Origin of the sequence: Rhizobium sp. SJZ105 (assembly GCF_007828365.1) — a bacterium.
Classification (GTDB): Bacteria; Pseudomonadota; Alphaproteobacteria; order Rhizobiales; family Rhizobiaceae; genus Agrobacterium; species Agrobacterium tumefaciens.
On record NZ_VIUP01000001.1, the window covers coordinates 1,027,819 to 1,048,175 of the forward strand.

Here is a 20,357-nt window from a genome sequence, read left to right on the forward strand (position 1 = left end):
ACGCCTGCCGTGGCCCTGATCGAAATACGTGTCAGCTTTGCCCACCAGACAGAAAATCACATTCGATTTTCGTCCGTAACGATGCGCAGATCAAAGAGAGTCAGAGGGTCCGGCAGGACGCACGGCGCTCTAGACGTCTGCGCCGAGACGTGCCCAATCCATGTAAAGATCGAGCGCCTTTCGGGCGACCGGACCTGCCTGCAATGCGCGGTCATCCAGTTTCACGACAGGGGAAACCTTGGAATAATTGCCCGAGCAGAAGATTTCATCCGCCCCGCGGAAATCCTCGACCGACAGGGTCGCTTCGCGCACTTCGAAACCGGCCTGGCGCAGAAGGCTCATCACCCGCGAACGGGTGATGCCGGCAAGGAAGGTGCGGTTCGGAACCGGGGTGAAGACGACGCCGTCCTTGACCATGAAGACGTTGGACGATGCCGATTCAGCGACATTGCCGTTCATGTCGCACATCAGGGCGTTGTCGAAACCGCGTGCACGGGCTTCCAGAATGGCGCGGCCGCTATTGGGGTAAAGGCTACCGGCCTTGGCATCCGTCATCGCGGTTTCCGGTGAAGGACGGCGCAGCGGCGAGACGGTGAGTGTCAGCGATGCGCCGGCATTCATCGGCGCTTCGAAAAGGCACAGCGCAAAACGGGTGGAATTGGCATCGGGCGCGACGACGCTGCCCGGCGAACCGTGTTCTGCCCAATACATCGGCTTGATGTAGATTTCGGTCTTGCCGTCGAATTTATTGATGCCTTCCAGCGCCAATGCCTCGATCTCTTCCGCCGTCATGGTGGGCTTCATGCCCATGTTGGTGGCCGAGCGGTTGACGCGCTGGCAATGCAGATCGAGATCGGGAGCCACGCCATCGAACCAGCGCGCGCCGTCAAACACCGTGGAGGCCAGCCACATGGCATGCGAGGTCGGGCCGATGAGCGGCGGATTGCCGGGCAGCCATTGACCATCAACATAGGTCCAGGTGGTTGATCGGGGTGCGGTATCGACGGTCATGACTGTCTCCTGTCTTGAGCATCTCCGCCTTTCTGCAAAAAGCGAAAGAGCTCCATCTTTTTCGTCCTGCCACATTGCCGCACGCAAAACCGCTTCGCACTTTTGCTGGCAATGCTCTGAAATCGGCGGGAGTGAATGCCTCTGACCGGGTGAGGTCAAGTTTTAATTGCCGCCATGTCTTATTTTGATGGAAAATAACAAATGTATGCCCTGACAAAGACGTTTTGTGAGGCGAAACAAAAGGTTGATGAATAGATCCATCACAATAATTCATGCATTGGATGATGGCGGGGGGATTTCGCCCATGCGATGCTGGCAGTCTGACGGCGCTTGCAACGCCCTTTACAATTCTTGTTCGCCGATCCGAATGCAACACGTCAGCAGGAGAAAATCATGGCATGGTCCGCCCAGCAATATCTGAAATTTGAAGACGAGCGGACACGCCCGGCAAGGGATCTTCTGGCGCAGGTGCCGCTGGAGCGCGTGCTGAACGGTTACGATCTGGGCTGCGGCCCGGGCAATTCCACCGAGCTTTTGACCGATCGTTACGGCGTTAACGTCATCACCGGCATCGACAGCGACGACGACATGCTGGAAAAGGCGGCGGACCGGCTGCCCAACACCCGTTTCGGCAAGGCCGATCTCGGCAACTGGCGGCCCAGCCAGAAAGCGGACCTGCTTTATGCCAATGCGGTGTTCCAATGGGTGCCGGATCATCTTGCCGTTCTTTCGCAGCTGATGGACCAGCTGGAAAGCGGCGGCGTTCTTGCCGTGCAGATGCCTGACAATCTGCAGGAGCCGACACATCGCGCCATGGAGGAAACGGGAGCAGACGGCCCCTGGAAGGACAAGTTTGCGGATGGCAAATTACGCCGCAAACCCCTGCCCGCGCCATCAGCCTATTTCGATGCGCTGACACCGAAATCCGCGCGGGTGGATGTGTGGCACACCATCTACAACCACCCCATGAAGGATGCGGAAAGCATTGTGGAATGGGTGAAGGGCACGGGTCTGCGCCCCTATCTTGCCGCCGCCGGCGAGGAACACCGCGAGGCCTTCCTCAACGACTATACCAGGCGCATCGCAGCCGCCTATCCGCCCATGGCAGACGGCCGGCTGCTGTTGCGTTTTCCGCGCCTGTTCGTGGTGGCGGTGAAGAAGTAGCGTAGTTTTCGCCTCCCCTCATTCCTGTGCCTGTCACAGGAATCCAGCCGGCCCAAGTCCTTGGGCTGAAAAGGCTCTCTCGCCGCGCAGACGCGCGGCGCTGGATCCCTGTGACAAGCACGGGGATGAGGAGAGCTTAGAGTACGACATGGCTACGACACTATTTAGCCAATCGGCCTCAACGCATTATCTCTAACCCGCGAAGGCGTAGACCCTCAGACGATGGCCGTCGGGGTCGGCCGCAGTGAATGTGTAGCCGAAGTCCATCGTGCCGGGCTGCTGCAAAATGGCGATGCCCTTTGTCTTCCAGTCGGCGAAGGCTTCATCCACCTGCGCACCGCTTTCGACGCGGAAGGCAAGCTCGCCGCCACCGCCCGTTACCGATGCCTTCGGCTCCACCGTATGCCTCGACCAGAGGCCGAGCTTCATGCCGTTTTGAAGCACGAAAAGGGAGAATGTCGGAGAGGCTTCGACCGGCTCTGCGCCGAGCAGGGCTTTATAAAATTCCGTGCTGGCCGGCGGGTTGTCGACGTAGAGAATGGTGAAATCGGGATGGGTCATGGCTGTTCTCCTTGAGTTGCGGATGAACAGGTTCTAGACCCCCGTGCTGTCAGTTTTTGTCAGCATGATTTTGTTGCCGTCGCTGTTTTTCCCGCTCGCGCCACTCCTTCAGCAGGGACTGGCGGCGGCGGGGATAACGCTTGTCCAGAGGGTTGAAGCTCTCGATGCGGTCGGCCCGGAAACTGCGGAAATCCTGCCTCGTCTCGCACCATGCCAGCACCACCCGCACCAGATCGAAAAAAGCGAGCGCGAAGGGCCAGATCACCCGCTCCGTCAATTCTCCCTTCTCGTCGCGATAGGTCATCACGACCTTACTCTCCTTGCGAATAATATCGCGAATGGCGGCGAGATCGACGTGGATGGTGGCCATGGCCTGCCCGGGGCCGACAAGCAGGGTGGAATTATCGAGTTCCTCACGCAGGGCATCGGGCAAAACGGCGGCGATCTTGACGAGTGCGGCGCGGGCGGCCTGCGCCAACCCCTCATCGGCGCGGCCCGCGACCCATCGCGACCCGAGCACAAGCGCCTCGATCTCCTGCTGCGAAAACATCAGCGGCGGCAGCAAAAAACCGGGACGCAGCACATAACCCACACCCGCCTCGCCCTCGATGTCAGCACCCTGCGCCTGAAGCGTTGCTATATCGCGGTAAAGCGTGCGCAGGCTGACGCCGGTTTGCGCGGCCAGCGCCGTACCGCTGACCGGCATGCGGTGGGCGCGCAGGATCTGCAACAGATCAAGAAGCCGTTGTGAGCGCGACACGCGTGGTTCCTCCACATTCCGATCATGCCATCTACGACGTTTCGCCATCGACTGGTAGCCTCGCGCACAGCGCCTCGCAATGGCGAGACGCTTGAAACCAATGGCGCGGACACCAGTTAATAAAAGACGGATTCCCCATCCGGCAGTCCTTGCCGCCCATGTTTGCAATAAACAGGAGAGACATGCATGTATGACGTCAACGCGAATGGCGCGAACATTCCCGCCCTCGGTTTCGGCACCTTCCGCATTCCGGAAGAGGATATCAGGCGCATTTTGCCGGAGGCGCTGAAACTTGGTTTCCGCCATGTCGATACGGCGCAGATCTACAAGAATGAAGGTGCGGTTGGCGAAGTGATCGCGAAGTCCGGCATTTCCCGGCACGATATTTTCCTGACCACCAAGGTCTGGGTGGACCGCTACCGCCACGCTGATTTTCTCGCCTCCGTCGATGAAAGCCTGCAAAAGCTGAAGACGGATTATGTCGATCTCCTGCTGCTGCACTGGCCGAAAAGCGATGTGCCGCTGGCGGAAAGGATCGGCGCGCTGAACGACGTGCGCAAGGCCGGAAAGGTGCGCAATATCGGCATTTCCAACTTCAACGTGGCGCTGACGGAAGAGGCGGTCAAACTCTCCGACACGCCGCTTGCCACTAACCAGATCGAATACCACCCCTATCTGGACCAGACGAAGGTGATTGCGGCCGCGCGCAAACACGGGCTTTCGGTCACTGCCTATTATCTGATGGCGGATGGCAAGGTGCCTGATGATTCGGTTCTGAAGGATATTGGTGCAAGGCACGGCAAGACGACCGCACAGGTGGCGCTGCGCTGGGCGGTGCAGCAGCCGGATGTCGTGGCGCTTTCCAAGACCGCAACCGAAAGCCGCCTCAAGGAGAATTTCGACATTTTCGATTTTGCGCTCTCGGAAGAGGAAATGCAGGCGATCCACGCGCTTGCCAAACCCGATGGCCGCATCGTCAACCCCGGTCACCTCGCGCCCGACTGGGACGATTGACTGCGTTGAGCCCGGTCCGGTCTCACCGCTGCGTCAACGCCAGTTTCGCCCCGAGCGCCACAAACGCGGCGGCGAAACTGCGTCTCAGCCAGGTGAGCACGGCCGGGCGCGCCACAACCTGCCGCCTGACCGAGGCGGCAAAACAGCCGTAAAGCGCAAAGACCAGAAACGTCATGGCCATGAAGATCAGCCCGAGATCGACCATGCGCCACGTCGGAGAAACCTCCTCCGGCGCGATGAATTGCGGCAGGAAAGCAAAAAAGAAGATCGACAGTTTCGGGTTCAGGAGATTGATGAGGACAGCCTCACCGATGACCAGCCCCGCCTTGCGGTGCTCCTGCTTGTCGTCGATCTTCAGCGCCCCATCTTCCCGAAGCGTGTTCCACGCCATGTAGAGCAGGTAGGCGACACCCAGATATTTGATCACGCCGAAGGCAAGGGCGCTCGCGTGCAGAATGGCGGCAAGTCCGGTGATGGCGGCCAGCAGATGCGGCACGATGCCGAGCGTGCAGCCGAAAGCCGCGACGACGCTCGCCTTCGACCCTTGGGACAGGCCGGCGGCCAGCGTGTAAACCACGCCTGTTCCGGGAGAAGCGGCGATGATCAGGGATGTGATGAGGAATTCGGGCGTCATGGATTCTGCAAGTCCTGTTGAACGGAGGACAGGAGCATGACTGTGTCCGGCGCGGGGGTCTTGGATGAAATTGCAGCGTTGAGGCTTGGAGGCTCGCGTCTGTAGCCTTATTACCCCAACCTGCGCTACGAAACCGCCGCCCTATACGCCGCAGGCGTCACTCCGAACTGTCGCACGAAAAACCTGTTCAAATGGCTCTGGTCGGAGAAACCGGCGAAAAACGCCACCTCGGCGGGCGGTGCGCCTTTGGCCAGTGCACCCCGTGCCAGATGCAGGCGTCGCTGCAAAAGGTAGCTGTGCGGCGTCAGCCCCGTGGTCTTGCTGAAGGATCGCAGGAAGCGGAACTGGCTCATGCCGGCCTCCTGCGCCAGATCGGTTAGGCGCAATGGCCGGGCAGGATCGTCATCGATCCTGCTTTTCGCCCGTCTTATGCTATCGGGCGCTGCCGTCTCGCGTGGTGTTGCCACCGTTTCCATTGCACCCACGAGCAGCATAAGGAGGGTCTCGTCGCAGCGAAGGGTGTCACCCGGGCGATCAGTTGCCGTCACGGCTGAAAAAAGCGCACGGAACCGGTCCGCCAGAGGCCTGGTGTCGACCGGATAGGCGAATTCGAAAAAGCCGTGATCCTTTTCGATGATATCGGCAATGGCGGCCTGCACGATATCGATGTCGAGATAGATCATCCGCCAGGCGCGCCCGCCCTCTCCCAGCGGAATACCGTCATGAACCTCACCCGGATTGACGGTGATGACATGGCCGGCTTCAGCCTCCACCATGCCGCGCCCGCTCAGCGATTTCTGCGCGCCGCGCTCCACAAGGCCGATGCCGAACTGGTCGTGCATGTGACGTGGAAAAGAGCGGTCGCTATCCGCAACCACGGCAGCAATACCGGGCATGGCGGTTTTCGGCATGAGGAATTGACGGCTGCCCATGAAAAGCTGGCGCTCCCTTTAAAGAGCGCCACGCTATCACAGGCGATGCGTGCGAGACAGGGTCGGGCCTTTACGGATGCATGCCGTTGACCATCGAAAACACCTGATCGAAATTGCCGTTCTGCGCGGCGAAACGCAGCGGCTTGCAGCGTTCCACAACCACTTCCTTCTCATCCGGGCGACCGCCAAGAATGTCCATCACTTCCGAAATGAAGGCCTCGAGCGGCATGGCTCTTTCGTCGCTTGCCTGGCCTTCCCCCATCAGCGTCGTCTGCACATAGGGCGGCACGATTTCGATAACCTCAACCGAGGTTTCTTTCAGCTGTTCGCGAAGTGCGACCGAATAGGCATGGATGGCCGATTTGGTGGCGCTGTAGGTTGGGGTGACCACCATGGGCACGAAGGCCAAGCCGGAGGATACCGTCAGCACTGTCGCTTCAGGCTGCTTGAGGAAATGCGGCAGCAGCGCCGCCGTCAGGCGAATGGGCGCCAGAAGGTTGGTGGCGATGGTTTCCTCCGCCGTATCCAGATAGTCCGGGGCCGAGGAGATGTCCTCCGGCCGCATGATGCCGGCATTGTTGATGACGGCGTTGAGCGTCGGATGTGTCTTGATGAGATTGTCGGCGAAAGAGCGGATGCCTTCGGCGTCGGTCGCGTCCATGACCATCGCGGCCATGCCGGGATTGGCGGCCGTTACCTCATCCAGCACATTCTGACGGCGGCCGGAAATGACGACCTTGTTGCCCAGCCGGTGAAACGCTTCCGCCAGCGCCCGGCCGATGCCGGAGCCGCCACCGGTGATGAGAATGGTGTTGCCTGTCGTTTTCATCGAAAAATCCTCTGCCTGTTGGATGACGGGAAATTAGCGGCTATACTCTCCATTCGTAAGTAGGCACCCAAAAGAATTATACTTACCCAAAGGAGAGTGTGAGATGAAACGGTATGCCGCCGATCCCATGATCGAGAACAGGCGCAAGTCTCCGCCGCCCACGGAAACCGATCCGGTCATCGAGGCGCTGGTTGAGGATATCATCGCGAAAGTGGCGGACAAATGGACGATGCTGATCCTTGAGGTGCTGGAAGAGCATGGCACGCTTCGCTTTACGCAGATCGGCAGGCTGGTCGGCACCATCAGCCAGAAGATGCTGACGAAAACGCTGAGGCAGATGGAAAGCGACGGACTGGTGCGCCGCACCGTGCACCCAGTCATTCCACCGCATGTGGATTATAGCCTCACGTCTCTCGGAGAGACCCTTGGCAGCGCCTTTTGCGGCGTGTGGATATGGGCGGAAACCCACCATGCGGAAATAGAAGAGGCGCGGCGCCGGTTCAATGAACAGCCGCCGCGCCCCGCTATCGAATAAAATGTCGCCTTACGCGAACTGGCTGAGGCCCGGAACCGAAGCGATCACCTGATCGACAGTCTCATCACCCGCGTGCTGGCGAGCAACGGCGATGGTTTCCTTGGCGAGCGTGGTGATTTCGCTCATGCCGATGCCCTGGCTCATCAGTTGCTGGCCGAGACCCATGATGCCGCCGCCGCCGATCGCGCTCATCAATCCGCCCAGCAGACCGCCGCCGCCAGCGCCCTCGCCATTATACTGTGCCACGAGATCGCTGGCACCCGGAATGGCTTCGATCATGCGGGCGATCGGACCATCTGCCGCCTCGCGCTGGAGAAAACCCAGAATCATGCCAACAGCCTTTTCGGCCAGCGCAGGGTCTATGCCCGCCTTTGCGGCGATCTGGTCAACGACTTCGTTCATTCTTGCCTCCTGTTGAAAAACGACGCCAACACCGAATAACTGACGTTAACGTCAACGTAAAACAATCTCATGCCGCATTCAAGCGGGCGGCAGGCGGGTGCGGCAACTTTCATGAAGCGGTTTTTCTTCATCGCCATCAAGCAGTTGTTGCGCCTTGAAACTGTCCTTATAAGATCATCACAACCATACTATGAAAAGGCCGCTTTGGCAGTAGCGGCCAGAGGGTGCCGTAAAAGTTCAATTCGGACATGACCATCTTCAAATCGATCGCGATTTAAGGGGCATGCATCAGTCGCAGGAGAAAATGGTCGATGTTGCAGGACGGACAGATCTATATCGGGACCAGCCGCAATCCGGACGACAGCCTGAACAAGGGTGAATATCTGGAGCTGAAATTCGGCAACCGCCACGGCCTGATCACCGGCGCAACGGGCACGGGCAAGACCGTAACCCTGCAGGTTCTTGCCGAAGGTTTCTCGCAAGCCGGCGTTCCCGTTTTCTGCGCCGATATCAAGGGCGACCTTTCCGGCATCGCCGCCCAGGGCGAAGCCAAGGACTGGGTGCAGAAACGTGCCGAACAGATCGGTTTCACGGATTTTGCCTATGGCAAATCGCCGGTGATCTTCTGGGATCTCTACGGTGAAAAAGGCCATCGCGTTCGCGCCACCATTGCCGAAATGGGCCCGCTGCTGCTGGCGCGGCTGATGGATGCTTCGGAAGCCCAGGAAGGCGTGCTCAACATTGCCTTCAAGATCGCCGATCAGGGCGGGTTGCCGCTGCTCGATCTCAAAGACCTGCAATCGCTGCTGAACTACATGGGCGAGAATGCAAGTGCGCTGTCCAGCCAGTTCGGCCTGATTTCCAAGACCTCTGTCGGTTCGCTGCAACGCGGGCTGCTGGTTCTCGAACAGCAGGGTGCCGCAAACTTCTTCGGCGAGCCGGCGCTGAATATTGCCGACATCATGCGCGTCGGCACGGACGGGCGTGGCACGGTTTCGGTTCTCGCCGCCGACAAGCTGATGATGAACCCGCGCCTTTACGCCACCTTCCTGTTGTGGATGCTCTCCGAACTCTTCGAGGAACTGCCGGAAGTGGGCGACCCGGAAAAGCCGCGTCTGGTGTTCTTTTTCGATGAGGCGCATCTGCTGTTTAACGATGCGCCAAGGGTGCTCGTCGAGCGCGTGGAGCAGGTGGTGCGGCTTATCCGCTCCAAGGGTGTGGGCGTCTACTTCGTGACGCAGAACCCGCTGGACGTGCCGGAAACCGTTCTTGCCCAGCTGGGCAACCGCGTGCAGCATGCGCTTCGCGCCTATACGCCGCGCGAGCAGAAGGCTGTGCGCACCGCAGCCGATACGTTCCGCCAGAACCCCGCCTTCAACACAGCCGACATCATCACCACGCTCGGTACGGGCGAGGCTCTGATTTCGACCCTGCATGACAAGGGCGCGCCCTCCATCGTCGAGCGCACCCTTGTGCGGCCGCCCTCGGGCCGCGTCGGGCCGCTCACCGATGCCGAGCGCAAATTGCTGATGGATACCGGCCCGCTTGCCGGTCAATACGACAGGGATGTGGACCGGGAATCGGCCTTTGAAATCCTCAACGCACGCGCCCAGAAGGCTGCGGAAGCCGAAGCCGCCAAGCGCGCGGAAGAGGAAAATGCCTCCAGCCAGTCCGACAGTGCCTCGGGACGCTGGCGCCTGCCCGGTTTCGGCGACGAGGAACCCACAAAGGCCTCCACCACCGGCGCCCGCAAGACGAGCGGTTATCAGCGCGAAACCGTGATCGAGGCGGCAATGAAAAGCGCCGCCCGCTCGGTTGCCACATCCGTGGGCCGCGCCATCGTGCGCGGCATACTGGGAAGCCTGAAGCGTTAAAACAGATAAGCCGCCCGGCCTCGATCAGCCGGACGGATTTTTTCCTGTTAGCGTGACGATTCACGGCTCGCGATAGAAAATCATGCCGCCGTGGTAGAGCACATCGTCGATGAACTCGCCATCGGCAGTAAAGCCGGTATCATCCCAATAGTCGATATGGTTGCCCCTCACCTCGTAACGCCCCTGATAGGCGCTTTTGCGTTGGCCGCGCGCCTCGTCGTAGCGGCCATCAGGCAAAAGCTCCTGACGGATATGGCCGTCGCCGGTGACCCACATGCCGATATAGGGGTGGCTTTCGGTCTGGGCCATCTTTTCCATATTCCCTTTCACGGCACGATCCTCCTGATGGTGGCCGGTATCGGCGGCGGCCGTTGCGAGTACAAGGGCAAGCGATGTCGAAACAATCTTCATTGTCCCGATCCTCCCTATGCGGCGGTCGGGCGGACGACGATTTCATTGACGTCCACGTCGTCGGGTTGTTCGATGGCATAGCGGACTGCGCGGCCAATGGCGTCCGGCTTCAATGCTATGGCCCGGTAGCTTTGCATCAGCTCCGCAGCGGCCGGATCGGTGATGGTGTGGGCGAGTTCGCTTTCCACCACGCCGGGGTGAATGCAGGTAACCCGCAGGTCGCGGTTTTCCTGTCGCAGCCCGTCCGAAATCGCCCGCACCGCAAATTTCGTCGCGCAATAAACGGCAGCCGTGGGCGAAACGGCCAGTGCGCCGATGGAAGCGATGTTGACGATGTGGCCGGATGCGCGGGCGGTCATCTCAGGCAGAACGGCGGCGACGCCATAAAGCACGCCCTTGATGTTGACGTCGATCATGCGGTCCCATTCATCGACCTTGAGGGACGACATCAACGATAGCGGCATGATGCCGGCATTGTTGACGATGACGTCGATCCGTCCGAACGCCTTGCGTCCCGCCTCGGCAAAATCCTCGACACTCTGCCTTTCCGTGACGTTAAGGGGATGCACGACAACCTCAGCGCCCGTTTGGCGCAGTTCGTCGGCCAAAGCCTGCAAACGGTCCATGCGGCGCGCACCCAGAACCAGTTTCGCGCCTGCAGCGGCAAGTTCTCTGGCGATACCCTCACCTATCCCGCTCGATGCACCTGTTATGAGAATAACTTTGTTCAATGTCATGGCTTTCTCCTTGGCTTTACGGCCCGCTTTTTCGAGAGGAGACCGTTGCAGGAAAGATAAAGCTTTGCCATTGTCGTGATAATTACCTCAATGATAACCTCCATGGATAGATTTACTAACCAATGAATGTTGATCTCAACGCGCTTTCCACCTTCTGCATGGTTGCCGAGGAACGCAATTTTCGGGCTACGGCGGACAGGCTCGGCGTAACACGGTCAGCCGTCAGCCAGACCATCCGCAGGCTTGAAGAAACGATGGGGATAGCGCTCGTTCAGCGCACAACGCGCAGCGTTAGCCTGACGGAAGCGGGGCAACAGCTTTACGCCGATGTTTCGCCATCCATCGGCAACCTCATGCAAGCGACACAGGCCGCCTCTTCCCTGAGTGGAATGCCTCGGGGGCAATTGCGGCTTGCCGTTTCCTCGATAGCGGAGCGCTTCTTGTCCGGGCCATTGCTGGCGCGCTTTGCTGAAATCCATCCGGAAGTGCAACTCGATATTGTCGTGACGGACGAGGAATTCGATATCGTCGCCGAACACTACGATGCCGGCGTGCGTCTGGGGGAGCTGATCGCGCAGGATATGATTGCCGTTCCGGTTTCCGGGCCGCAGCGGCAGCTCGCCGTCTGTTCCCCGCAATATCGAGATCGCGTCACCTTACCGACGCAGCCGCGCGAACTGATCCATCACAAATGTATCGGCTGGCGGCCTCGTCCGGACGTTGCGCCATATCGGTGGGAATTTGCCGAAAACGGCCGGGAATTCGCGGTCGCTGTCCAGCCGGACTTCACCACCAACGACATGCAGTTGATGATAAAGCTGGCCTGTGCCGGCGCCGGCATCACATTCGGCATGGAAGAGACCTTCCGTCCCTACCTGGAGAGCGGCCAGCTTGTTTCCATGCTGGAGGACCATTCTCCGACTTTTGCGGGATTTTATCTCTATTATCCCAATCGACGTCATCTTGCGCCGAAGCTCCGCGCCTTTATCGATCACGTTCGGCTACCGAGAAACCGGTAATCTGCCGGAGTAGCCTCCGGCAGATCGGTATGTCAGCCCAAGAAGGGTTACTTCTTCTGCGACAGCAGCGAGAAGAATGCGCCCTGCGGGTCCTGGCAATTGACGATCCAGCTCTCGCCGGGAACCTCCATCGGGCCGTTGACGACCTTGCCGCCACCGGTGCTGACCCGGGTGATGGCGTCATCGATGCCGTCGACGTTGAAATAATAACCCCAATAACAGGTGGGCGCACCCGCCATGCATTTCATCATGCCGCCGACGACCTTGCCGTTATGGGCGAAGATGCGATACGGGCCCATTTCTGCGCCCATGTCAAAATCATGGTCCTTGGTCCAGCCAAAGACCTCACCGTAAAAGGCTATGGCGTCGTCGACATTGTTGGTGGCAAGTTCGTACCAGCCGACGTGACCCGGCAGGTTCTGCGTCTCCTGCGGAAAACCGCCGGTTTCCATCGGCAGCGGCGTCATGATGCACAGAACCGCACCGGAAGGATCAGCCACTACGGCGAAACGGCCGATCTCCGGGATATCCTGCGGCGGACGCCTGACCGAACCGCCCTTTTCCGCGAAAAGTTTTGCCGTGGCGTCCACATCGTCAACGCCGACATAACCGGTCCAGTTGGGCGGAATACCCTGGCCCTTGTGTTCTTCGGTCAGTTCCATGATGCCGCCCATGCCTTTGCCATCGGCTTCCAGCACCAGATAGGGCATTTCCGGCGAACCGAAATCCTTGGTCTGCCAGCCAGCGACATGACCATAGAAGCGGGCACCCTGCTCCATGTCAGGCGTCATCAGTTCAACCCATATGAATTTTCCGTGTGTATCGGACATTGAATCTCTCCGGGGTTATGGCGTCATTTTTCTGGCGATCGGCCGCCGCAGGACGCGGCAGCGCATTATTCGGCGCGATCGGGCAAATTCCGGCGGGGCGTCACGCCTTGCGCTGGAACTCCGATGTCATGAAGGTCTTGAAACTGCCATCCGGCTGCCGGACGCTGCCGGAAAAGCTGCGGTTATTGTCGTCGTGCAGCACCAGCACGTCGCGATAGGTATCGATGCGGCCGGAACCGTCAAAGGCCGGTCCTTCCGCTTCGAGGGTCAGGGTCTTGCCGTCGTCTTCCAGCCAGCCCTTGTAGACCCAGAGATTGGTCATCATCGACCCCACCCAGGTGCCGACGAAATGGCCCTTGGCCGGGTCGAAACCCACGGTGATGACAGCCGTCATCTCCGTCCCGTCAGGCATCTTGCCGGTGCCGTGCCCGATGATCCACAGCCCCCCGATGGAGCTGACGGTTTCGGTGAACCGCTGGGCGGGATCATCGGGATCGTATCCCTCATGCCCGGAACTGGCGGTCATGATCCAGTCGCCGACGATCCTGCCCAGGAACGCGTGTTCCTTCTGCGGCTTGGCATTTTCCATTGTCGTCTCCTCCTCCTCGTCCTATTTCAGTGGCAGCAAGACGCGGCCTTGGGCTCGTCCTCGTACTGGTCGTGCCGGCGCACCCAATCCATTACACCCTCTTCATTACGGCCTTTTGGCACCAGATCGAGCAGCATCAATGTACCGAGCGTCTCTTCCATGCCGCGGGCATAGGCGGAATAGCTATGGTAAATCCTGCCGTCCTCGCCCTTGGCAAAAATGCTGACGCCGTGCAGGTCCTTCAGGTCGCCCATCGGCTCGATCTCACGGTAATTGTAGGTGATCGCCCCGCTCTCGATATCCTCATCACGGAAGGAGGCCTGATAATCATAGTTGAAGTCGCTGCCGTTGGCCGAGACCCAAGGGAATTTCCAGCCCATGCGTTTTTTATAGGCCTCGATCTTTTCGAGCGGTGCGCGCGAGACCGCAACGAAACCCGCATCGCCATGCTTCAGGTGAACCATCGCACCATCGACATGGTCGGCGAAAAAGGAACAGCCGGTGCAGCCCTCCTCCCAGTCGGGCGCCAGCATAAAGTGGTATACGATGAGCTGGCTGCAATTGCCGAAGAGTTCCTTCAGCGATTTCGGGCCGGACGGCGCGTCGAAAATATAATCTTTCGTCACCTCTTCCCATGGCAATGCGCGGCGCGCCTCGTTCAGCCTGTCGCGCGCGCGGGTCAATTCCTTTTCCTTCACCAGCAGATCGCGGCGGGCCGCAAGCCACTCCTCATTAGAAACGACGGGATGAGACATGATCTTTCCTCCTTGGATCCGTCTTTCACCACGGCACGCTCCGCCTCCATGGTGGGCGCCGCCTGTGTCTGCATTGAAAGCCAGGAAAACCATCAGCAAGGCGACAGGTTCCGCTTGACTAATTACGTTGATATCAACATATATAGTCCATGTCAAACACCAGTGTGATTCCTTTTTCGGCAACTCTTTTAGTGCGGGACTCCTGTCTTTGCCTGCATGCGCAACGTGCGGCGCGGGCGCTGGCGCGGCTGTTCGATAACGCATTGAAGCCCGTGGGCATCAACAACGGCCAATTTTCCCTGCTGATGTCGCTCAACCGGCCGGAGCCGCCGCCGATGGGGCCGGTCGCCAATCTTCTGGCGATGGACCGCACGACGCTGACGGCAGCGCTGAAGCCACTGGAGCGGCGTGGACTGGTCAGTATCGAGCAAGACCCAAAGGACAAGCGCGGCAAGCGGCTGCGGCTGACGGTGGAAGGCATGGCCGTACTCACCGCCGCCTTCCCCATCTGGCAACAGACCCACGCCGAAATCGAGGCCCGCATCGGCAGCGGCGACCCCGACCGGCTGCGCCGCGACCTCATTGATCTCGGCTGACGGGAAAGCGGCATATTGCCACTTTTACCCGTGAAAATGTCATCTACCCGTCGTGCCGGACGGCGAAACTAACGAGGAAGACGCAACAAGGGAGGAAACCATGCGTGTTATCGTTTTTGTAAAGGCCACCCGCAGCAGCGAGGATGGCATAATGCCGACCACCGAACTGATGGAAGCCATGGGCAAGTTCAACGAGGAACTGGTCAATGCCGGCATCATGCTTTCCGGTGATGGCCTCCACCCTTCCTCCAAAGGCAAGAGAGTTGTTTTCGACGGTGACAGCCGTAGCGTGATCGACGGCCCCTTCCCGCACACCAACGAGCTGGTTGCCGGCTTCTGGCTCTGGAAGGTGAAGGACATGGATGAGGCCGTGGAGTGGGTGAAGCGTTGCCCCAACCCGATGCTGGAGCGCAGCGAAATCGAAATCCGCCCGATGTTCGAAATGGAGGATTTCGGCGACGCGGTGACACCTGAAATCGCCGAACATGTGGAAAAACTGCGCGAGCGCGTGGCAAAACAGTAAGGGCGCCGCGCTTGAGGGCTGGAGAATGCGGGTCGCCATATTCTCCGGCACCACCCTCCTCTTCAAAAGCCATTGCCTCGAACCCCTGCCGCTGTTAATTGTTGGATGGTTGAACACGTATCAAGAAAGGAGGCTTCGCATGGATATTTCCTGCTTCTGGCGCAACCGCCAGATCTGCCACCTTTTTGCCCTGCAGACGCGTTTGCAGGGCTGACCGGAACACCAAAACTCTGGTTTGCCCGAAAGGCCGCGCAGAATGCAGCTTGTCTGCCGTTGCGCATGTTTTCACGACGGATCACCTCGAACCGATATCCCGTACTGCATTGTCGCAGACCACGGTTCGTCACAGATCCGTTTTGCCAGAGACAATTTCATGACCCTTATCACGCTTCGAAACCTCGGAATCATTCTGGGAAAGCCGCTTTTTTCCAATCTTGGCCTCACCGTGAATGCCGGAGACCGCATCGGCATCGTCGCTGCGAATGGCCACGGCAAATCCACCCTGCTGAATTGCCTTGCCGGTGAACTGGACGCTACCAGCGGTGATATCACCCGGCTGCGCGGGCTGACGCAGTCCATCGTCCACCAGCACCTGCCCTCCCCGCTTCTGGAAAAGACGATGCGGGACGCCGTACTTTCCGCCCTGCCGGCGGATGAGATCGACAATGAGAGCTGGCGCGCCGACATTATTTTTGATGCCATGCTGGTGCCGGAACCCTATCGTCATCGCCGTTTGAAAGAGCTGAGCGGTGGCTGGCAGCGACTTGCCATGCTGGCGCGGGCGTGGATCACCGAGCCTGACGTTCTCCTGCTCGATGAGCCGACCAACCATCTCGACCTCGAAAAAATCAACGTGCTGGAAAGCTGGCTCGGTCAATTGCCGCGCGACACGGCGGTCGTCATCGTCAGCCATGACCGCGCCTTTCTCGACAATGTCACGAAGACCACGCTGTTCCTGCGGCCGGAAAATTCGGCACTGTTCCGGCTGCCTTACGGCCATGCGCGTGCGGCACTCGAAGAGGAGGATGCCGCCGATGAGCGGCGTTTCCAGCGCGACATGAAAACCGCGCAGCAATTGCGCCGGCAGGCCGCCAAGCTCAACAATATCGGCATCAATTCGGGCAGCGATCTTCTGACCGTCAAGACCAAGCAATTGCGCCAGCGTGCCGAGAAACTGGAGGAGAATGCGCGCCCAGCACATAGCGAGCGCTCCGCTGGCAAGATCCAGCTCGCCAATCGCGGTACCCATGCCAAGGTTCTGGTCACTCTGGAGGATGTGCCGGTCTCGACGCCGGACGGGACATTGCTGTTTCGCACCGGCCGGCAATTTGTCCACCAGGGCGACCGCGTCGTCATTCTCGGCCGCAACGGCGTCGGCAAGACGCGGCTAATCTCGCTTCTGAAAGCGGCGGTGATGGATGAAGGCCAAATACAGGACGGCATAAAGGCCACGCCTTCGCTGGTGGCCGGATATGTCGATCAGTCGCTTGCCGAAATCGACGACGACAGCACGCCATTTGCGCTCATGACGCGCCGATTCGACATTGGCGACCAGCGCATACACGGCCTGCTTGCGGGTGCCGGTATCGACATGGAAATGCAGAAACGTCGCATCGCAACGCTTTCCGGCGGCCAGAAGGCGCGGCTCGCCATGCTGGCGCTGCGGTTGGCCGAACCGAATTTCTACCTGCTGGACGAGCCCACCAACCATCTTGATATAGATGGGCAGGAAGCGCTTGAGGCGGAAATCATCAACCGTTCGGCTAGTTGCGTCTTCGTCTCGCATGACAGGAGTTTCGTGCGGGCGGTCGGAACACGTTTCTGGCTGATCGACAAGCGCAGGCTGGTGGAAGTCGACGATCCCGAAGCGTTTTTCGCGTCGGCATGAGGCCCGTCAAACGGGCTGAGAGTAAAAACAAGCGAAACGCCCGTCAGCCCAGCAGGCTGGCGAGGCGTGGATCACCGGAAAAATCCGCGACCGCAAACCCTGTTCTGCGCATCGGAAATTCGCACAGTGCCTGCACCCCGGTCTTCGACAGGCGGATGCGCCAGCTCATCCGTTCCACCGGCATTTTTTCGGCAAAGGCTTTCGGCGACAGTACCGCGATATTGAGGCCGCCTGCGGGATCGCGCACCGAGCGGTAGAGGATCGCCTCGATCTTCGCCAGACGCGCCTGCTCGGCCAGCGCCTGGCATGGCTCGTAATTCTGCAGGTCGGTCCACAGCGCCTCGTCCCGGTTCAGTTCCGGTTTCGTCAAATCCAGCGCCGCATCGGTGGCGATACGGGCGGCAAAGGCGGAATAGTCGGCGGGATTGGCAGGCAGCGGTGTGCCGGGAGATTCCGCATAAAACAGCAGCCGGTAGAAGGCCATTTCGGCAAGCGCGGTTTCCACCTTGGCTGCGGCGTAATAAACGCCTTCGGTAAAGCCAGCCCGGCGGAAACGCGAGCCATGTGGATAGGCCGCACCATACCGGAAGGGCGTGGCAAGAAGATAATCGAGCCCGGCGCATTCCGGCGGAAAGGGCCGCTTGCTCGCCTCCAGAATATCTTCCAGCAGCGATTGCTCCTCCACCGTATCCACCAGCTTCATGGTGGAAACCTGATGCTGCGCTTCCACCAGCCGCCAGTATTTTCCCGATGCGGCGCGCTTTTCAGACAGGAGCGCGTCGGGCGTCCAGATAGGAGAGGACATCGATCAATCCGGTAATGGTGGTGAGCCTCTCGGCAGGCACGGCGTTAAGCGCCGTATTGTGATTGCGCAGCCAGTTTTTGGCTACCGCCTCATCGCCGCCGGCGATTGCATCCAGCGAACGGAAAACCCGGATCAGCAGCACCGCAAGCTCGAAAGACTTGGCGCCCGGCTCCAGCAGGAAATCGAGCCGCTTCATGCGTGACACTGTCGGGGCGGAAACACCGAGAATATCCGCGGTGCGGGCGGCATTAAGGCCCAGCCGCTCGGCAGCGGTCATAACGGCCTTGGTGACGACCCTGCCCTGCGAAGCAGGATCCATGGCGGTCTTGGCGTGAATATTCATGGTATATATCCTTTCCTTAGAAAGAATATAGCACTTTTCTTTCCATAAACAAGAAGGCCGGGGATTAACCCGGCCTTGCTGCTGGAACTTGCTGGGTCAGGCCACAGAGACCGGCACTTCCGTGGAGGTGCGCATGGCGTGGCTGTAAGGGCACACGATGTGGGCGGCGGCTACCAGTTCTTCTGCCTTTTCGCGCTCAAGACCGGGAATGTTGACCTTCAGCGACACTTCGATGCCGAAGCCGGTGCCGTCTTCGCGCGGACCGATGCCAACGGTTGCCGTCACAGTCGTGTCTTCAGGAATCTTTACCTTCTGCTTGCCGGCGACAGCTTTCAAGGCGCCGAGGAAGCAGGCGGAATAACCGGCTGCGAAAAGCTGCTCCGGATTGGTGCCGCGGGCGCCATCGCCGCCGAGTTCCTTCGGAACGGTCAGCGTTACGTCGAGTACGCCGTCTTCCGACTTGGCGTTGCCGGCGCGGCCACCGGTGGCGGATGCTTTGGTCGTGTAGAGAATAGGCATGGCATTTACTCCCGTTGGGTTGGTGTTGGGTTTCTTATAATGCGCAATTCAATTGTGCGCAATATAATTTTGCACATTGAATAAAAAATTGTTTTTTGCGATAATTTCACGAAATTTCGCCGCGCATCCATGTGGCAGGAACCGAAAGGCAGGGCTGATTGTTCCCTTCCCGGTTGATTTTTGGAGCAGAACAATGGGCGCAGAGAGCGACGACACCAATTTGGAAAGCCTGTTGAGGCTGGACCAGCAGATATGCTTTGCCCTTTACGGCGCGGCGCACGCTTTTACCCGCGCCTATAAGCCGCTGCTGGACCCGATCGGCCTGACCTATCCGCAATATCTGGTCATGATGGCCCTGTGGGAAAAGGAAACCTCCACCGTGAAGGCACTCGGTGAAATGCTGGGCCTCGATTCGGGCACGCTTTCGCCGTTGCTGAAAAGGCTGGAACATGCCGGGCTGATCACCCGCAAACGCGGAACTGTTGACGAGCGGCAGGTGCTGGTGGCCGTAACGCCCAAGGGCGCCGATCTCAAAAAAGAGGGCGTGAAGATCATGGCGGCAATCGGCGACGCCACGGGCTGCGGGCTGGAGGAACTGGTGCAACTGCGGGACCAGGTTAATGCGCTTAAAGATGGGCTTGCGAGGAGTTAACCCCTGAAAAACCAGGGGTCATAAAGCATCTGTTAACCACTTCCCGATAAAGTTGCATCTATATTTTATGCAGCTAAAATGACTTGTGGCTGCGTTCCAGCCCCAGAAGCCGATGAAGGCATTTTGCGGCAGATTTCAAAAGGCATGGCGATGGCTTTTATCTCTGCAAATTCAATGGCGCTGACCATTCTCAATCAAACTTTTTCAGTGACAAAAATATCGAGCAAAGATGCCGCAAGCTCGATACTCGCGATGGTATCCGGAGGCCAGCAAAGAACTGCACAGGCCATTGAGACGATTTCGACGCTCGCTTCGCAGGCTACCAAAGCAAAGCTGGAAACCGTCGCAAAAAAAGAAACCGTCTCCGCCGCCATTCCGCAGGCGACGATGAGTGCCATGAACGCCGCCGCCACGAATATGATGTCGTCCTATTACGTCAATCCGATTGAGCGCACGGCGGAAAACGCAGAGGTCATTGTGAGAAGCCTCATTGTGAACGCCGCTAGAGCCAATCCGCACTTCGAGCCAGAACTCATCGTACCGCCGAGGGAGGAATATAACGATCAATATGCAGCATGGGGTGCGAAACGTATCGCCAATGGCGAAGATGAGGCTTTGGTGAAAAAACAGGTAGATTATTTTACCAGCGACCGCATTTATAATACGCAAGTAAGTGCAGCGGAATTTCGAAAATCGACTAACGGGTGGTTCTCTCAAGTTGCGCGCGAGTACATCAAATTCGACGTGATGGCCCTGAAAACTTTCTCCGGCTCAGCCCTTAGCCTGAAATATGATGAAAACGGATATATTTCCGTCACGCCCGGAAGCCTATATTACGAAAGCGGACAAAAAATGCTCAGCTATACTGAGAATGGTGAGCTGGAGATTTATGACACGGCTGGAAATATAACAAAAAAATACTCAAAATACGATCTGGACAACTATTAGCGATGAAGGGCTCCGCCGCCTGCTGC

26 protein-coding genes are annotated in these 20,357 nt (G+C 58.9%); 11 read left to right on the forward strand and 15 right to left on the reverse strand.

Annotation, left to right across the window (positions count from 1 at the left end; all coding sequences use genetic code 11):
* Positions 1-129 precede the first annotated feature (129 nt).
* A complete protein-coding gene (locus FB593_RS05190) occupies positions 130-1,011 on the reverse strand; it encodes a branched-chain amino acid aminotransferase (RefSeq protein ID WP_003511946.1) in 882 nt (293 codons plus the stop codon).
* Positions 1,012-1,404: 393 nt separating this feature from the next.
* On the opposite strand from FB593_RS05190, the gene tam reads away from it, so the two are divergent.
* Entirely contained in the window at positions 1,405-2,175 is a 771-nt protein-coding gene (tam, locus tag FB593_RS05195) for a trans-aconitate 2-methyltransferase (protein WP_025592746.1), read from the forward strand.
* Between the two features lie 192 nt (positions 2,176-2,367).
* Here the strand turns inward: tam and FB593_RS05200 are convergent, their stop codons facing one another.
* Positions 2,368-2,736 (reverse strand): VOC family protein, encoded by a 369-nt coding sequence (locus tag FB593_RS05200; RefSeq protein ID WP_112289629.1) that lies wholly within the window; start codon positions 2,734-2,736, stop codon positions 2,368-2,370.
* A gap of 49 nt (positions 2,737-2,785) precedes the next feature.
* Positions 2,786-3,496: a helix-turn-helix transcriptional regulator gene (locus FB593_RS05205; RefSeq protein ID WP_019564133.1), complete on the reverse strand. Its 711-nt coding sequence runs from the start codon at positions 3,494-3,496 to the stop codon at positions 2,786-2,788.
* 186 nt (positions 3,497-3,682) lie between these two features.
* Between FB593_RS05205 and FB593_RS05210 the strand changes: the two genes are divergently transcribed.
* Entirely contained in the window at positions 3,683-4,510 is an 828-nt protein-coding gene (locus FB593_RS05210) for an aldo/keto reductase (RefSeq protein WP_112289626.1), read from the forward strand.
* A 22-nt stretch (positions 4,511-4,532) separates the two neighbouring features.
* Here the strand turns inward: FB593_RS05210 and FB593_RS05215 are convergent, their stop codons facing one another.
* The 3 genes from FB593_RS05215 to FB593_RS05225 all read right to left on the reverse strand — a co-directional run bounded on the left by FB593_RS05215 (position 4,533) and on the right by FB593_RS05225 (position 6,905).
* On the reverse strand, positions 4,533-5,144 hold the full coding sequence (locus FB593_RS05215) for a LysE family translocator (RefSeq protein ID WP_112289624.1): 612 nt from the start codon (positions 5,142-5,144) through the stop codon (positions 4,533-4,535).
* Positions 5,145-5,269: 125 nt separating this feature from the next.
* Positions 5,270-6,076 carry an AraC family transcriptional regulator gene (locus tag FB593_RS05220; protein ID WP_113291410.1) on the reverse strand — a complete coding sequence of 269 codons (807 nt, stop codon included), beginning with the start codon at positions 6,074-6,076 and terminating at the stop codon, positions 5,270-5,272.
* Between the two features lie 70 nt (positions 6,077-6,146).
* Positions 6,147-6,905, reverse strand: coding sequence for an SDR family oxidoreductase (locus FB593_RS05225; RefSeq protein ID WP_038490216.1), 759 nt, complete (start codon positions 6,903-6,905; stop codon positions 6,147-6,149).
* 103 nt (positions 6,906-7,008) lie between these two features.
* Here FB593_RS05225 and FB593_RS05230 point away from each other — a divergent pair, with 103 nt between their 5' ends.
* Positions 7,009-7,440 (forward strand): winged helix-turn-helix transcriptional regulator, encoded by a 432-nt coding sequence (locus FB593_RS05230; RefSeq protein ID WP_145166368.1) that lies wholly within the window; start codon positions 7,009-7,011, stop codon positions 7,438-7,440.
* 9 nt (positions 7,441-7,449) lie between these two features.
* Here FB593_RS05230 and FB593_RS05235 read toward each other — a convergent pair whose 3' ends face one another.
* Complete coding sequence (locus tag FB593_RS05235; RefSeq protein WP_003511926.1) at positions 7,450-7,842, reverse strand: hypothetical protein; 393 nt, start codon at positions 7,840-7,842, stop codon at positions 7,450-7,452.
* A 311-nt stretch (positions 7,843-8,153) separates the two neighbouring features.
* On the opposite strand from FB593_RS05235, the gene FB593_RS05245 reads away from it, so the two are divergent.
* A complete protein-coding gene (locus FB593_RS05245; RefSeq protein WP_065658168.1) occupies positions 8,154-9,716 on the forward strand; it encodes a helicase HerA-like C-terminal domain-containing protein in 1,563 nt (520 codons plus the stop codon).
* A 60-nt stretch (positions 9,717-9,776) separates the two neighbouring features.
* Here FB593_RS05245 and FB593_RS05250 read toward each other — a convergent pair whose 3' ends face one another.
* Together FB593_RS05250 and FB593_RS05255 are read right to left on the reverse strand one after the other, a co-directional pair.
* Positions 9,777-10,127 (reverse strand): Atu4866 domain-containing protein, encoded by a 351-nt coding sequence (locus FB593_RS05250; RefSeq protein ID WP_186447885.1) that lies wholly within the window; start codon positions 10,125-10,127, stop codon positions 9,777-9,779.
* Between the two features lie 14 nt (positions 10,128-10,141).
* Complete coding sequence (locus tag FB593_RS05255; protein WP_003511923.1) at positions 10,142-10,864, reverse strand: SDR family oxidoreductase; 723 nt, start codon at positions 10,862-10,864, stop codon at positions 10,142-10,144.
* A gap of 122 nt (positions 10,865-10,986) precedes the next feature.
* On the opposite strand from FB593_RS05255, the gene FB593_RS05260 reads away from it, so the two are divergent.
* Positions 10,987-11,883, forward strand: coding sequence for a LysR family transcriptional regulator (locus FB593_RS05260; RefSeq protein ID WP_145166369.1), 897 nt, complete (start codon positions 10,987-10,989; stop codon positions 11,881-11,883).
* A gap of 47 nt (positions 11,884-11,930) precedes the next feature.
* On the opposite strand, the gene FB593_RS05265 is transcribed toward FB593_RS05260, so the two are convergent.
* The 3 genes from FB593_RS05265 to FB593_RS05275 form a co-directional block, all read right to left on the reverse strand.
* Positions 11,931-12,713, reverse strand: a complete 783-nt coding sequence (locus FB593_RS05265; RefSeq protein WP_025592729.1) for a VOC family protein — start codon at positions 12,711-12,713, stop codon at positions 11,931-11,933.
* A 100-nt stretch (positions 12,714-12,813) separates the two neighbouring features.
* Positions 12,814-13,302 carry a DUF1579 domain-containing protein gene (locus FB593_RS05270; protein WP_145166370.1) on the reverse strand — a complete coding sequence of 163 codons (489 nt, stop codon included), beginning with the start codon at positions 13,300-13,302 and terminating at the stop codon, positions 12,814-12,816.
* Between the two features lie 26 nt (positions 13,303-13,328).
* A complete protein-coding gene (locus FB593_RS05275) occupies positions 13,329-14,057 on the reverse strand; it encodes a DUF899 domain-containing protein (protein ID WP_003511917.1) in 729 nt (242 codons plus the stop codon).
* Positions 14,058-14,206: 149 nt separating this feature from the next.
* On the opposite strand from FB593_RS05275, the gene FB593_RS05280 reads away from it, so the two are divergent.
* The 4 genes from FB593_RS05280 (at position 14,207) to FB593_RS05295 (ending at position 17,064) form a co-directional block, all read left to right on the forward strand.
* Positions 14,207-14,653: a MarR family winged helix-turn-helix transcriptional regulator gene (locus FB593_RS05280; RefSeq protein WP_019564141.1), complete on the forward strand. Its 447-nt coding sequence runs from the start codon at positions 14,207-14,209 to the stop codon at positions 14,651-14,653.
* A gap of 100 nt (positions 14,654-14,753) precedes the next feature.
* Positions 14,754-15,176: a YciI family protein gene (locus tag FB593_RS05285; protein WP_038490203.1), complete on the forward strand. Its 423-nt coding sequence runs from the start codon at positions 14,754-14,756 to the stop codon at positions 15,174-15,176.
* A 25-nt stretch (positions 15,177-15,201) separates the two neighbouring features.
* The gene (locus FB593_RS05290) at positions 15,202-15,390 is read left to right on the forward strand and encodes a hypothetical protein (protein WP_019564143.1); all 189 of its coding nucleotides are present in this window, start codon (positions 15,202-15,204) and stop codon (positions 15,388-15,390) included.
* A 159-nt stretch (positions 15,391-15,549) separates the two neighbouring features.
* Complete coding sequence (locus tag FB593_RS05295; RefSeq protein ID WP_113472847.1) at positions 15,550-17,064, forward strand: ABC-F family ATP-binding cassette domain-containing protein; 1,515 nt, start codon at positions 15,550-15,552, stop codon at positions 17,062-17,064.
* A gap of 43 nt (positions 17,065-17,107) precedes the next feature.
* Here FB593_RS05295 and FB593_RS05300 read toward each other — a convergent pair whose 3' ends face one another.
* From FB593_RS05300 to FB593_RS05310, 3 genes are all read right to left on the reverse strand, one after another.
* On the reverse strand, positions 17,108-17,869 hold the full coding sequence (locus tag FB593_RS05300; protein ID WP_186447886.1) for an RES family NAD+ phosphorylase: 762 nt from the start codon (positions 17,867-17,869) through the stop codon (positions 17,108-17,110).
* Positions 17,829-18,212, reverse strand: a complete 384-nt coding sequence (locus FB593_RS05305) for an MbcA/ParS/Xre antitoxin family protein (RefSeq protein WP_003511907.1) — start codon at positions 18,210-18,212, stop codon at positions 17,829-17,831. Before FB593_RS05305 ends, FB593_RS05300 begins: the two co-directional genes overlap by 41 nt.
* A gap of 96 nt (positions 18,213-18,308) precedes the next feature.
* Entirely contained in the window at positions 18,309-18,731 is a 423-nt protein-coding gene (locus FB593_RS05310) for an organic hydroperoxide resistance protein (protein WP_003511906.1), read from the reverse strand.
* Between the two features lie 193 nt (positions 18,732-18,924).
* On the opposite strand from FB593_RS05310, the gene FB593_RS05315 reads away from it, so the two are divergent.
* Together FB593_RS05315 and FB593_RS05320 are read left to right on the forward strand one after the other, a co-directional pair.
* A complete protein-coding gene (locus FB593_RS05315) occupies positions 18,925-19,383 on the forward strand; it encodes a MarR family winged helix-turn-helix transcriptional regulator (RefSeq protein ID WP_038490190.1) in 459 nt (152 codons plus the stop codon).
* 78 nt (positions 19,384-19,461) lie between these two features.
* Positions 19,462-20,331, forward strand: a complete 870-nt coding sequence (locus FB593_RS05320; RefSeq protein WP_145166371.1) for a hypothetical protein — start codon at positions 19,462-19,464, stop codon at positions 20,329-20,331.
* Positions 20,332-20,357: the final 26 nt, after the last annotated feature.